Annotated in this window: 12 protein-coding genes; 7 read left to right on the top strand and 5 right to left on the bottom strand. The window is 39.6% G+C overall.

Translation table 11 applies throughout. The annotated features are described in order from the left end of the window. Positions 1-19: 19 nt before the first annotated feature. Complete coding sequence (locus J8Z25_RS20180; RefSeq protein WP_058584247.1) at positions 20-604, top strand: thymidine kinase; 585 nt, start codon at positions 20-22, stop codon at positions 602-604. On the opposite strand, the gene ltaE is transcribed toward J8Z25_RS20180, so the two are convergent. Together ltaE and rlmF are read right to left on the bottom strand one after the other, a co-directional pair. Further along, the gene (gene ltaE / locus J8Z25_RS20175) at positions 587-1,594 is read right to left on the bottom strand and encodes a low-specificity L-threonine aldolase (protein ID WP_130052492.1); all 1,008 of its coding nucleotides are present in this window, start codon (positions 1,592-1,594) and stop codon (positions 587-589) included. The genes J8Z25_RS20180 and ltaE overlap by 18 nt on opposite strands. 10 nt (positions 1,595-1,604) lie before the next feature. Further along, on the bottom strand, positions 1,605-2,510 hold the full coding sequence (rlmF, locus tag J8Z25_RS20170; protein ID WP_130052491.1) for a 23S rRNA (adenine(1618)-N(6))-methyltransferase RlmF: 906 nt from the start codon (positions 2,508-2,510) through the stop codon (positions 1,605-1,607). A gap of 443 nt (positions 2,511-2,953) precedes the next feature. On the opposite strand from rlmF, the gene J8Z25_RS20165 reads away from it, so the two are divergent. The 4 genes from J8Z25_RS20165 to J8Z25_RS20150 all read left to right on the top strand — a co-directional run bounded on the left by J8Z25_RS20165 (position 2,954) and on the right by J8Z25_RS20150 (position 5,965). Further along, positions 2,954-3,391 carry a GNAT family N-acetyltransferase gene (locus J8Z25_RS20165; protein ID WP_130053015.1) on the top strand — a complete coding sequence of 146 codons (438 nt, stop codon included), beginning with the start codon at positions 2,954-2,956 and terminating at the stop codon, positions 3,389-3,391. Positions 3,392-3,655: 264 nt separating this feature from the next. After that, positions 3,656-4,207: a cytochrome b gene (locus tag J8Z25_RS20160; RefSeq protein WP_250662143.1), complete on the top strand. Its 552-nt coding sequence runs from the start codon at positions 3,656-3,658 to the stop codon at positions 4,205-4,207. A 207-nt stretch (positions 4,208-4,414) separates the two neighbouring features. Next, the gene (locus tag J8Z25_RS20155) at positions 4,415-4,798 is read left to right on the top strand and encodes a GFA family protein (RefSeq protein WP_130052489.1); all 384 of its coding nucleotides are present in this window, start codon (positions 4,415-4,417) and stop codon (positions 4,796-4,798) included. A gap of 264 nt (positions 4,799-5,062) precedes the next feature. Further along, entirely contained in the window at positions 5,063-5,965 is a 903-nt protein-coding gene (locus J8Z25_RS20150; RefSeq protein WP_130052488.1) for an alpha/beta fold hydrolase, read from the top strand. On the opposite strand, the gene J8Z25_RS20145 is transcribed toward J8Z25_RS20150, so the two are convergent. The 3 genes from J8Z25_RS20145 to J8Z25_RS20135 form a co-directional block, all read right to left on the bottom strand. Continuing rightward, a complete protein-coding gene (locus J8Z25_RS20145) occupies positions 5,898-7,382 on the bottom strand; it encodes a tetratricopeptide repeat-containing sulfotransferase family protein (RefSeq protein WP_130052487.1) in 1,485 nt (494 codons plus the stop codon). The two genes, J8Z25_RS20150 and J8Z25_RS20145, sit on opposite strands and share 68 nt — an antisense overlap. Before the next feature lie 144 nt (positions 7,383-7,526). Next, on the bottom strand, positions 7,527-10,112 hold the full coding sequence (locus J8Z25_RS20140; RefSeq protein WP_130052486.1) for a TonB-dependent receptor plug domain-containing protein: 2,586 nt from the start codon (positions 10,110-10,112) through the stop codon (positions 7,527-7,529). 294 nt (positions 10,113-10,406) lie between these two features. Continuing rightward, entirely contained in the window at positions 10,407-10,562 is a 156-nt protein-coding gene (locus tag J8Z25_RS20135; RefSeq protein WP_130052485.1) for an oxidoreductase-like domain-containing protein, read from the bottom strand. Positions 10,563-10,668: 106 nt separating this feature from the next. Here J8Z25_RS20135 and J8Z25_RS20130 point away from each other — a divergent pair, with 106 nt between their 5' ends. Further along, positions 10,669-11,079: a hypothetical protein gene (locus J8Z25_RS20130; protein ID WP_130052484.1), complete on the top strand. Its 411-nt coding sequence runs from the start codon at positions 10,669-10,671 to the stop codon at positions 11,077-11,079. Between the two features lie 88 nt (positions 11,080-11,167). After that, a complete protein-coding gene (locus J8Z25_RS20125) occupies positions 11,168-12,529 on the top strand; it encodes a leucyl aminopeptidase family protein (RefSeq protein WP_130052483.1) in 1,362 nt (453 codons plus the stop codon).

The raw sequence follows: 12,529 nt of genomic DNA, 5'->3' as shown, positions 1-12,529 counted from the left end.
TTAAAATTTGGGCAACATCATGGCACAGCTGTACTTTTATTATTCTGCAATGAATGCAGGCAAATCTACCACACTTTTACAATCTGCATTTAACTACCGCGAACGTGGTATGGAACCGGTTATTTTAACAGCGGCTATTGATGATAGAGCAGGTGTTGGCAAGGTGTCTTCACGTATTGGTTTACAGGCTGATGCGCATATTTTTGATGCAGATAAAGATGTATTTGAATTGATCAAATCATTAAATGCAGAGCAAAAGCGCCATTGTATTTTAGTAGATGAGTGCCAGTTTTTATCAAAAGACCAAGTAATGCAATTAACAGATGTGGTTGATGAACTTGGTATTCCGGTACTGTGTTATGGCTTACGTAACGATTTTAGAGGTGAGCTATTTAGTGGTTCACAATACCTACTTGCCTGGGCTGACAAACTAATTGAGTTGAAAACCGTGTGTCATTGCGGTCGTAAAGCTAACCATGTACTGCGTACCGATGAGCATGGTAATGCGATTGCAGACGGTAATCAGGTAGAAATTGGCGGCAACGACCGATATGTATCGGTGTGCCGCAAACATTATAAAGAATCGTTAAATCTCGGCCGCTAATGCCGAGATAAAGCTATCAATATCTTGCTTAGTGACACCTAAATGGGTCACTAGGCGCAGTGGTTTACCTGGCGAAAATAGCATATTTTGCTCTTTTAGCGCATGTGCCACTGCTTTTAAATCGATATGTTCGGCAACATTTGCGTAAACAATGTTGGTATCGATTTGAAAAGTTGACGTATCAAAACCAGCTAACGTGTTTAACTGCTCTGCCAAATACGCCGCATTATCGTGATCCTCAGCAAGCCTTGCTACGTGATGCTCAAGTGCATACTGACCAGCGGCTGCAAGCATACCTGCTTGACGCATACCACCGCCGAGTACTTTACGCCAGCGGCGCGCTTTATCAATCAGTGCCTTGCTACCTAATAATAGTGAGCCAACCGGCGCGCCAAGTCCTTTTGATAAGCAAATAGACACTGAATCAAAATACTGGGTGATTTCAGTGATATCAACACCTAACTTAACCGCAGCGTTATACACACGGGCACCGTCTAAGTGCAGAGCAAGGTTATGTTTATCAACACATTCTCTGGCTTCTTTAAGATATCTAAGCGGGAGAACTTTGCCGCCAATGGTGTTTTCTAAGCTAAGTAATTTAGTTTTAGCAAAGTGAAAGTCATCAGCTTTAATTGCAGCCACAACTTTGTTTAAATCTATGCTGCCATCAGTATTATTTTCAATTGGTTGCGGCTGAATAGAGCCTAATACAGCAGCACCGCCACCCTCAAATTTGTAGTTATGTGCTTGTTGCCCACAAATGTATTCGTCGCCACGTTCACAATGTGCCATCAATGCCAGTAAATTGGCTTGCGTGCCTGAGCTACAATAAAGGGCGCTTTCGAAGCCATGACGCTCAACAGCAAATTGTTCAAGCTGATTAACGCTTGGGTCGTCACCATAAACGTCGTCACCTACTTGGGCGTCATTCATTACCGCGCGCATGGCTGCTGTTGGTTTTGTAACTGTGTCTGAACGAAAGTCGATCATCTTATTATCCTTATACTAGTTCGTTAAGAATGGCTTCGCGGTCGGCTTGGTCAAAATAGCTCCAAGCAATAAAGCGACTAATTTTTTGGCCTTGTGCCATTTTTATAACTTTTACCTCTTTCACATCAAGTGTGCTAAGTAACTTTTTTATATGCGGTAAAGTGTCAGATTTAGAAACAAGTGATGTAAACCAAATACATTGCTCTGCAAACTCTTGGCTCTCAATACACATTTTACTGATAAATTCGCGCTCACCGCCTTCACACCATAGCTCGTTTTGGCGGCCACCAAAATTAAGTACTTTTTGTGGTGCTTTGTTTAGGTTTTTCCATTTACGCTCAGTACCCGCTTTGGCCTGTTGCTCACTGGCATGAAACGGCGGGTTGCATAAAGTTAGGTGGAAGACATCTTTATTCGATATCACGCCCTTAAACATTTTATCGGCGTTGTTTTGCTGCTTAACATTAATTTTCAGGCGGTTAAATTGCACAATTTGTTTAGCAATTTTAACAGACAAGGCATCAATATCTGAGCCTGTGAAGTGCCAGCCATATTCGTGATTACCAGTAAGCGGGTAAATCACATTTGCACCCGTGCCTACATCAAGTACTTTTACTTGCTTACCCGTAGGAATATGACCTTGGTTATCGCTTGCTAATAAGTCGGCTAAGTGATGAATGTAATCCACTCTGCCAGGGACCGGTGGGCAAAGGTAGTTGTCGGGTAAATCCCAAAAATCGATTTTATAATGGCTTTTTAATAACGCTTGGTTGAGGGTTTTAACCGCTAATGAATTGCTGAAATCAATGGTATCAGTGCCCGTTGGCGTTTGCGTTATATAAGGTGTTAGGGCAGGAGTATCTTTGCATAGCAAAGTAAAGTCGTAGCCATTTAAGTGGCGATTTCGCGGATGCATTAAGGAAAACCTATCTGTTAGCAATATCAAAGGTTGATTGTACCAAATAAATCTTTGCTCTGAGTTAGTTTGCGGTGGATATTTTTCTGCAGAATCAGATAGATTTTAGTGTGTAAATAGCTTCGGTTTTGAAGTTATGTATTTACTAAGCAATTACACCTGATCAGGTGCTAACTAAATATTTAATTGATATTTATAACGATAAAATGGTTAGTTCAAAGAGTGTTTTGTTTTTATGGCGTAATTAGTTAAGTTCAATTTTATGCTTGCAATAAATTATTAACCGATAGTGATACTTGAGTACTTCTTAAATGATTGAAATAGAGTATTTAAAATGCCATGTATGGACGAAGAACCAAATGCTTGAATGGCATTTACTCTTTGTTTTTTCAGATGAACATCATATATTTGTTCTATATATGGTATTAGAATCTAAGGTAAATATGAATATTTCATTGGAAGAAATAGACAAATCGAATTACGAATCTGTTTGTGATCTGGATGTGGCAGACTCTCAAGAAGAGTATGTTGCTTGTAATATGTGGTCATTAGTTGAGTCATTTTATAATACAGGTTATACGTGCAGGGCTATTTATAGCGACAATCTACCCGTCGGCTTTTTGATGTGGGTTCAAGAATCTCCTTACAAAATTTCAATTTGGCGGTTTATGGTTGATAAGAGCTATCAGAACAAAGGGATTGGTAGGGAAGCATTAACGCAAGCAATAGATGCTATTAAACAGAGTCCCACTGTTAAAGAAATCGAAATATGTTATGACCCAAAAAACCCTGTAGCTAAAGAATTCTATTCAAGTTTTGGTTTTCAAGAGGTTGGCTTGGACGAAGAAGATGATGATATGTTAGCTATTATTAGACTTTGAATTTTAACTACAATAAATTTTACGGTAAGTTCAGCTTGCCGTTTTTCATTTCTGTTATTTATTTTTTAAAAAATACATAAGTTTTTTTTAAGGTTAGCAAAGTAGAGTGAGACACTAGGTAAAAAATAAACAAGATAATTTATAACTTGTTTATGTTTCAGATCATTAAAGTAACAATGATTGAACGCTACACTAAATCCACGAATTTCAAACGCATATAAACTATGTACTACTGTGAATGCGTTTCTGTACAAACGAGGCATTATGAATTTTAAAAATACAACAACTCATTACAGTACTATTTCAATTGACTTACACTGGCTTATGTTTATTTTAATTGTGACGGTTTTCGCTAGTATTGAGCTACGTGAATTATTTGATAAAGGTACTGAAACCCGCGATGCTTTTAAAATGTGGCACTTTATGTTGGGCTTATCAGTTTTAGCTTTAGTCGTTGTGAGGATAGTTATGCGTGTATTGGCAGGTCCGATACCCGCAATACAGCCTACGCCTGCTAAATGGCAAGATGCTTTAGCTAAATTAGTACACATTGCGCTTTATGTGTTTATGTTGGCGATGCCAATAGCAGGCTGGTTAATATTGAGTATGTCAGGAAAACCAGTGCCATTTTTCGGTATAGAGCTTCCTGCATTAGCAAGTGAAAACAAAGAGTTGGGTAAGTCTATAAAAGAAATACATGAAACAGTCGGCGAGTTAGGTTATTACTTAATCGGCTTTCATGCCGCGGCTGCATTGTTTCACCATTATATTTTGGCAGATAACACCCTTAAACGTATGTTACGTCCTAAAAAGTAGATACAAGAAAAAAGCTTCTAACCCAAAATAAACTCGGGAAAAGTTCATAAAATGAATTGAAGAGAATTTTATTGGTAAATGAGATAGGTGACGGGGCCGAACAGATTATTTTTACCATACTTAAAATATGCGAATAAGGGTGAAATAAAGCATATCAAATTTAATTCCCAACTCTAAATTTTGTAGTGTCAGAAGGGAGGTAGCAATATGGAAATAAAAAGAGTACACAATGCTAAATGTCATTGTGGCACCGTTGAGTTAGAGCTGATTATGCCTCATGGTTTAGAAGACCCGCGTCGTTGTTCATGTTCCATGTGTCGTAAGCGTGGAGCAATTGCTGCTTCTGTTTTGCTTGAAAACCTGAAAATTATTAAAGGCGAAGATAACTTAACCCTCTATCAATTTAACACCATGGCAGCAAAACACTATTTTTGTAAAACATGTGGAATATATACTCATCATCAAAGGCGTTCTAACCCTCATCAATTTGCAATCAATGTTGCTTGTCTCGATGGTGTTAACCCCTATGATTTAGAGCCAGTTAAAATATACGATGGAATCCATCATCCAAAGGATGAAGTTATCTTATAAATTAAAATATTAGCGAGTATTTTATAAAGCGTTATGCTCGGTTTGCCATTTGATTGCTTCAAATTTAGTGATGGCGGCACATTGAGTTAGGCTTGATATCGGCGCTTTAGAAAAGCGCCGTAAGGTTTAACAATAATGGTTACTTTAGCCCTTTCATACGTCAAAACGGTTCCTTGATTATCATTTCATAATGCTTGCTTTGCTGGATAGACTGGCGTAATTTGATACTGGTACGATGAGTCTATAAGAATAAAAAGGTCAAACGTGACGATTAAACAAGAATCAGTATTTATCAAACTCGCTGAGAACCAAACTTTACATTTACGCCGTATTAGCAAAACTGATGCGAAGGGCCCTGCGGTGTTTTTTATGCATGGTGCCGTTGAAAATGGCAAAATCTTTTACACTCACAGCAATAAAGGCTTAGCCCCTTTTTTAGCTGAGCATGGTTATACTTGCTATGTGGCTGATTTACGTGGTCGTGGTGAAAGTAAACCTGCGATTTCAAAGCATGCAAACTATGGACAAACTGAGGCTATTTTAGAAGATATCCCCGCATTTCTAGATAAAATTAAACAACTTGAAGGCGAGCCTGCTCGTTATTGGGTTGCTCACTCATGGGGCGGGGTGTTAATGAACAGTGTGTTTGCCCGTTTTCCTGAGTTGATTGATGATGTGAAAGCCTGCGGCTATTTTGGTTCTAAACGGTCTTTGTATAATCATCATCCGAGTAAGTATATTCAAGGTAATTTAATTTGGTATGGCTTGGCACCCTTAGTTGCCCGTAAGCATGGCTTTGTTCCGGCTAAAAAGCTGAAGTGGGGCAGTGATGATGAAACCCGTAAATCACATTATCAAAGTATGCAATGGGCTAAGCGTAAACCTTGGGTCGATACAGACGATGGCTTTGATTACGCCAACGCATTAGCTGATAAGGCACTGCCACCCATTATGCATGTGGCGGGAATTAAAGATAAAGCGCTATGCCAGCCTATTGATATTGAAAAGTTTATGGAAGAGTCGGGCATCGGCAAGCAAACGATGACCATTTATGGCCGTAAATTTGGGCATAAGGTCGATTATGATCACATAAATATGCTTACTCACCCACAGGCGCGTTTTGATCAGTTTGTTGATTTGTTGAATTGGTTTGAGACTCACGCATAAGCGTGTGCATTGCGCTCTCGTAGCGTTTGTATTTCTCTAATGCTTTATCACTTAACGGCTGCCTTACAGCCGTTTTACTGAGCGTTGCCACCGGTTTTTTTGACTTATAAAAATTTAAAAACTGCTTGCTGTACTCAATGTTTAAGAATTTACACAGCGCTGTTAGTGTTTGTTCGCTGTCGCTGACAAGTGCTTCATAGCTTAAATCAAAAATTGCTTCTGGCATTACGTTTTGCCAATGTTCCATTAACTGCTGATACAAATCAAAATACTGTTTAAACTCTGGGAGAGAACAAAAGTAAGGTTCGTTTTCAGCAAAATAGTTGCTAAACACCGACCAAGCAATTGCATCATACTCTCGCTGCATATTAATAAATTTGGCATTAGGAAAGAGTAAGTAAATCAAACCAAGTGACTGATAGTTCGCAGGCAGCTTATTGATCATAAAGGGCCGCACAACTGGCGCTTGTTTTATTCGTTCAATATAAATATTACGGGCATTGTTAATTAGCCCTTGGTTTAGCTCTGCTAAGCAATCTGGGTAGGGGAGCTGTGTTTGTTGTTCAAGATATGCAACAACCTGATTACTGATACTGGCATCTTCACCTAAGCTTGCAAAATCATCATTGCTTGCCAACATTTGTTCTACTAGCGTTGAGCCACTTCTTGGCATACCAATAATAAATATGGGTGTAATGGTGCCTGTGAATGATTTGTCTCTAGCATCTATTAGCTCTTCGGTATTTTGCTCTATTATACGCTGATAAAAAGGCACTAAGTCACTGGTTTTAAACTGAGTAAGTTTTATTTGTAATCTATTTGCTAGGCTGAAGTAGTTAAAGGCTTGCTCTGTATCATTGAGCTGGTCATAACTTTTACCTAGCGCATAATAACACACCATTTTTAAACGTAGGTTATTAGTCAATGTTAAAAATTGATGTAGCTCATTTATGTAATTATGTTCGTTATTAAAGCGGCCAAACTGTACTAATTCAAATAATATGTACGCCGTAACTGGGTAATTTCCCATACTGAGAGCATGCTTTAAAATGCGATAAGCTTTGTCTAACTCACCATAGGTTAAATAATGCTGGGCGAGGTAATAATGCGGTTCAGGATTATGGCTAGCAATTGATTTAGCATATTCAAGTACAGTTAAAGCATCTTGCGGTGAATGCACACCATTGAAGGCATCCGCAAGAGCATGTAAAGGTTCAAGCATATGAGGTAGGCGCTCACAGGCTCTTTGTAAAAGGTAAACCGCGGCATCATAACGCTCTAATCGCAGCGCAATGCGGCCTAATCCAAATAACGCTTCGCCATTTTCAGGATCTGAATCGAGAATGGTTTTAAAATGAAACTCAGCCTCTTTTAGCTTGTTTTCATTTAGTAGTTGATTCGCTTTCTGTAACAGCATAGTAATAGCGGGTTATTTGTTATTTTTATTTACTATAAAACGAAAAAGGCGAAATGTCTTTCGCCTTGGTTAACTATAAATATCCAGAATAAATCCGGGGTATCGACTTTCTAGGTTGATTGCTCAACCTAGAAAGCACTTCTATTAGAAAGTATATGTCGCTTTCACGTAATAGAAGCCACCGTTAATACCATATGGTGAAGTCTCGTAGTATTTACCACCCCAGTTGTTGTTTGGGATACCTGTACTATCGAAGAAATCAAGTTTCTCTGCTTCTTGGTCGAATAAGTTTGTCGCACCAACAGAGAAGCTAAGCTCTTCAGTTAGGAAGTAAGTAACTTCTGCATCAATTGTTACTGCAGCATCAGCTGTTTTGGCTGTTGCATCGTAATCTACGTGAACGCCTTGGTATTCGCCATAGTAGTTAACACGTGTAAACGCCGAGAAGTTCTCCCATTGTTGTGCCCAGCTAAGCGTTGCACGGTGGTTTGGTAAGTCATTTTCTAAACGGCTTACTTTAAATTCACCTGTAATTGGGCTCGACTTAGTTACTTCGGTGTCGTTCCAGTTGTACGCTAAGCTAAATGTTGAGCTGCCACCTAACAATTCAGTTGAATAGTTAGCAACCGCATCTACACCTTGTGTCGTTGTGTCAAAGTCATTTGTGAAGAAGCTAACTTGCGCTAAGTTTTGTACATTAGGTACACCAGCTGCTTCAAGTGTGTCTTTGTCTGCTTGGCTTAACTCAATTTTATCTGATTGACTGATACGGTCATCAACTTGAATGTTGTAGTAATCAATGGTGAAGAATAAGTCGCCAAGGGTCCATACTGCACCAAATGTGTAGCTTTGTGACTCTTCAGGTTGTAACTCTGTACCACCTAGTTGCACAGCAATTGGGTTTGTTGGTGGTAAAAGAGCCGAGTCAACTAGAACACCGCTGCTTAAGTTAGTTTGAACGTTACTTACGTTTGCTTGACCAACCGTTGGCGCACGAAAACCTGTACTGATTGAACCACGAATGTTCAAGTCTTCAGTTAAGTGATATTGACCAGTTAATTTGTAGTTAGTTGTCGAACCAAATGTGTCGTAGTCTTCATAGCGCAGTGCTAAGCCCATTAAGAAGTCTTCTGTAAATGGTGCTTCAACATCAACATATGCTGCATAGTTACGGCGAGTATATTCGCCAGCATCAGATGGTTTGAAACCAGGGAAACCGTTCGAGCCGATACCAAAACCTTGTTGAGTTAATGGACCCGCTGTAAAAGATGCCACATCACCAGCGACAACAGTGAAGGTTTCTTCATGCCATTCAAGACCACCAGCAACGTTAACGTCGTAGGCTAAACCAAAGTCAAAACCTTTTGATAAATCAGCGTTGAAGTTTTTCTCTAACTGAGAATATTTACCAGGGCTAAAGTCACGAGGGCTTTCTGGGCCTAATGATGCATTGATTGTGTCGTAGATGAAGTAACGAGATTCGTTGTAACCAACTGTACCGCTTAAGTCATAGTAAGCACCTTCAAGGAAACCAGATGTGATTTCACCTTTAGTACCAATTGTTAAAGCAGTATCTGTAATATTACCACCGAAGTTAGGTGTAAAACCGCCAGGTAGCATTTCGTTAAACGCAAAACAGTCTGGGTTGTTAGCAACTAGATCAATGTATCTTTGGTTATCTAAGACGTTATCATCAATCATGATGTCGGTAGGACAGTTACCGCTCATATCGCCTGTTAAATCACCAACAAGGAGTGTTTCACCGCCGTCATTTGAGTAAACACCTGGACGAGTGTGTGGGTTACGATAGTAGAAACCACCTCGTACATCACGCTCAGAGTAGTTACCAAACATATAGAATTCAGATGAATTGCTTAATTCAAGGCCAATGTTACCAAAGATTGAAATATCGTCATCGACTTCAGGTGCACCCCAAACTTGAGCAAGAGAAGAAACTTCTGGCACGCCTGCAGCGTTAAGTGCTGCTGCATCAGGACGTTGCACTGAGCGACTTGTAGCATCCGCAGTTTTATATTGGAAGCTTAAGTTAGCAAAACCGCTATCAGTAAATGGAAGACCCACATTACCTGAAATTTGTGTTGTGTCGCCATCACCTTCGTAGTATTCACCCTTACGGATTTCGAAAGAACCGCCTTCAGAGGCATCTTTTAAAACAAAGTTCATTACACCTGCGATTGCATCAGAGCCGTACTGAGCTGCAGCACCGTCACGAAGTACTTCTACTTGTTTTAGAGCAATACTTGGAATAACTGAGATATCGGCACCTTGAGCACCATCGTTGATACCACCACCCAAGAATGCGATAACAGAAGCACGGTGACGACGTTTACCATTAACAAGCACTAAAGTGCTGTCTGATGGAAGACCACGAAGGTTAGCTGGACGTACAAGTGACGCAGCATCACTAATTGGGTTTTGGTGAACGTTAAAAGAAGGAACAGAGCCTTTTAAAAGCTCTAGCATGTCAGTGTTGCCACCTTTATCTAGCTCTTCACCACCAATGATATCAATTGGTACAGGTGAATCACCAATTGAACGTGGTGCTGAACGAGTACCTACTACGGCAATTTTTTCTACATTTTTGTTAACTTTAGTTTCTTCAGCTGCTTGTTCTGCAGCAACAACCGAACCCGACACAAACAGGCCTGCTGTTGTTGTCGCTAAAGCAAATTTAATTGCTTGTTGTAGCGCATTATTTTTGAATTTCATTCTGACTTCCCCAGTTAGAATATTTGTGATTATGTCACCGAAGCTAAATGTTAAACTTGGTGTAAATCTCTTATACATCCTGTAAATTTATTTTGCAAATTGTTAATGTCATGTTGTTTGTTGGTTTTTTTGTGATTGTTTATTGCTCGTTTTTTGATTATGTCTATGAAATCAATGGGGATAATTTATTCCTTATTCTTCTTGTTCATGTAAGAAAATATATAAAATATCTAAAAATATTTTAAAAAAGGAATTTTTTGAGTGAATTTTAAGCAGGATTGGGTATGGAGTAGTCTATTGAGCTTGTTGCGGATTGCTGTTTAATTGCCACTGTTTTAATTTTTCTCGGTATTCATCCCATACACAGGGACAACAGCTACCACCACCACAACATTCATCTGGGGCTGGCTTTTGGGGTTTAGGCTCAGCCTGTTGTTTGGGTGTGTTCATTTTTAATACTGAAAAATAATTAGTACTAGAGTTTTAAGAATAAAACAAAACCTAATATAAGTAAATTATACTTTGTGAACGTCGCCTGCTGTGTGAAAATAACCTAATGCGATTATATAAAGTTATTCATAGAGCCCCGTTCCGAGTGGCTAAAATTACCAAAAAGCGTCAGACCCTACGTTTTAAGCGTGCTATGGTAGCACTTAAAATCGCACTTGCCCAAGAAAAGCAAGAAACAAAAGAGATGCTTCATATCTATAGACGATACACCCAAGGGCAAGCTACTAAAGAAGAATTGCATACTGCTAATGAGCAATTCTTAGATATTTTGAAAGGACTTGGCTTAGGGGTATTTGCTGTATTGCCCTTTGCACCTATTACGATTCCTTTGGTTGTAAAACTGGGTCAATGGGTTGGTGTTGATGTGCTACCTAGCTCATTCAATATCAATAAGTCGATTAAAGAGCTTGATCAACAAGTAGAAAAAGAAGAAAAAGAGAACCAAAACAAAGACTGATTAGGTTTTGATTATCTAATTTTGCCTATACCTTTTGTACCAAGATATTGGTATGCTTAAATACCTTTTCTTTATATCGAGTCGTTTAATGAGTTCATTAATTCGCCATTCTTCTACGGGAATTCCCCTGTCATTTATCGCTAAAGCTGACCTATCAACCTGGTTAACCGAGCAGCCGCAAGCCTTACAAAATTGGCTAACAAATTGTGATTTCAAAAACAAAGGCATGGCCTTAATTGCTGATAGCGAATCGGGTTCACTTGAGCATGTGTATTGCTTAGTTAATGATTTGCAGGACTTTTGGTTGGCAGGTGACTTATCAACTAAACTGCCTGCAGGCTGTTATCAAATTCAAGGTGATGACAAATTTGTAGAACAAGTAGCGCTGGGTTTTGTGTTAGGTGGTTACGAGTTTAGTGAATATAAAGAAAAACCATCGCCACGTGCCACACTAGCTATTAAAGATGAAAGCTTAGTTAAGCGTTTATCGCAGCATGCAAGTGCAATTAATTTAGTGCGTGATTTAGTTAATACGCCTGCTGCAGATATGATGCCGCAACACCTATCACAAGTGATGGCTGATTTAGCCGACACCTTTGATGGAGAGTTTAGCGAGTGGGTTGGTGATGAGCTATTAGAACAAAATTACCCAACGATCCATATGGTTGGTCGTGCCTCTGAGAATAAACCTCGCTTACTTGATTTAACTTGGGGCGCAAAAGATGCTCCACAAATTACCTTAGTTGGTAAGGGGGTTTGCTTTGATTCTGGCGGTTTAGATCTCAAACCAAGCTCAGGTATGCGTAATATGAAAAAAGACATGGGCGGTGCCGCGCATGTTATTGGTCTTGCGCAGTTAATTATGGCTGCTAACTTACCAATTCGCTTACGTGTACTGGTACCTGCTGTTGAAAATGCGGTTTCTCGAAATGCATTTAGACCTGGTGATGTGATCAAAACTCGTAAAGGGATCACAGTAGAAATTGATAACACTGACGCTGAAGGTCGTTTAGTGCTGTGTGATGCACTTGCTGAAGCACAAAACGATAACCCCGATCTTATCGTTGACTTTGCAACCCTTACCGGTGCTTGTCGTGTAGCCCTAGGTACTGAATTACCAGGCTTTTTCGCAAATAACCGTGAAGTGGCTAACAAATTGATGGATGCAGGCGAAAGCTGCCATGATCCTGTTTGGCAACTGCCGTTATTTGATCAATACAAGCCATTATTAAAAAGTGATGTAGCTGATATTGCTAACTGTGCGTCGACTCCATTTGGTGGTGCGATCACTGCAGCGCTTTATTTAAAAGAGTTCATTGAGCCAAGCACCCCTTGGGTCCACTTTGATGTAATGGCTTGGAACTTACGTGCATTACCAGGTCGTCCTACTGGTGGTGAGGCACTGGGTATTCGCGCTGTATTTAACTATCTACAAGACCGTTTCCAATAA

The organism is Pseudoalteromonas sp. SCSIO 43101, assembly GCF_023650775.1.
Lineage (GTDB): Bacteria > Pseudomonadota > Gammaproteobacteria > Enterobacterales > Alteromonadaceae > Pseudoalteromonas > Pseudoalteromonas apostichopi.
This window is presented reverse-complemented; position numbering and strand designations above follow the sequence as displayed.

Coding starts and splice junctions, on each gene's coding strand:
- J8Z25_RS20165 (WP_130053015.1), top strand. CDS start 2,954: ATGAATATTTCATTGGAAGAAATAGACAAATCGAATTACGAATCTGTT.
- rlmF (WP_130052491.1), bottom strand. CDS start 2,510: ATGCATCCGCGAAATCGCCACTTAAATGGCTACGACTTTACTTTGCTA.
- J8Z25_RS20160 (WP_250662143.1), top strand. CDS start 3,656: ATGAATTTTAAAAATACAACAACTCATTACAGTACTATTTCAATTGAC.
- J8Z25_RS20135 (WP_130052485.1), bottom strand. CDS start 10,562: ATGAACACACCCAAACAACAGGCTGAGCCTAAACCCCAAAAGCCAGCC.
- J8Z25_RS20125 (WP_130052483.1), top strand. CDS start 11,168: ATGAGTTCATTAATTCGCCATTCTTCTACGGGAATTCCCCTGTCATTT.
- J8Z25_RS20140 (WP_130052486.1), bottom strand. CDS start 10,112: ATGAAATTCAAAAATAATGCGCTACAACAAGCAATTAAATTTGCTTTA.
- J8Z25_RS20180 (WP_058584247.1), top strand. CDS start 20: ATGGCACAGCTGTACTTTTATTATTCTGCAATGAATGCAGGCAAATCT.
- J8Z25_RS20145 (WP_130052487.1), bottom strand. CDS start 7,382: ATGCTGTTACAGAAAGCGAATCAACTACTAAATGAAAACAAGCTAAAA.
- J8Z25_RS20130 (WP_130052484.1), top strand. CDS start 10,669: ATGCGATTATATAAAGTTATTCATAGAGCCCCGTTCCGAGTGGCTAAA.
- J8Z25_RS20155 (WP_130052489.1), top strand. CDS start 4,415: ATGGAAATAAAAAGAGTACACAATGCTAAATGTCATTGTGGCACCGTT.
- ltaE (WP_130052492.1), bottom strand. CDS start 1,594: ATGATCGACTTTCGTTCAGACACAGTTACAAAACCAACAGCAGCCATG.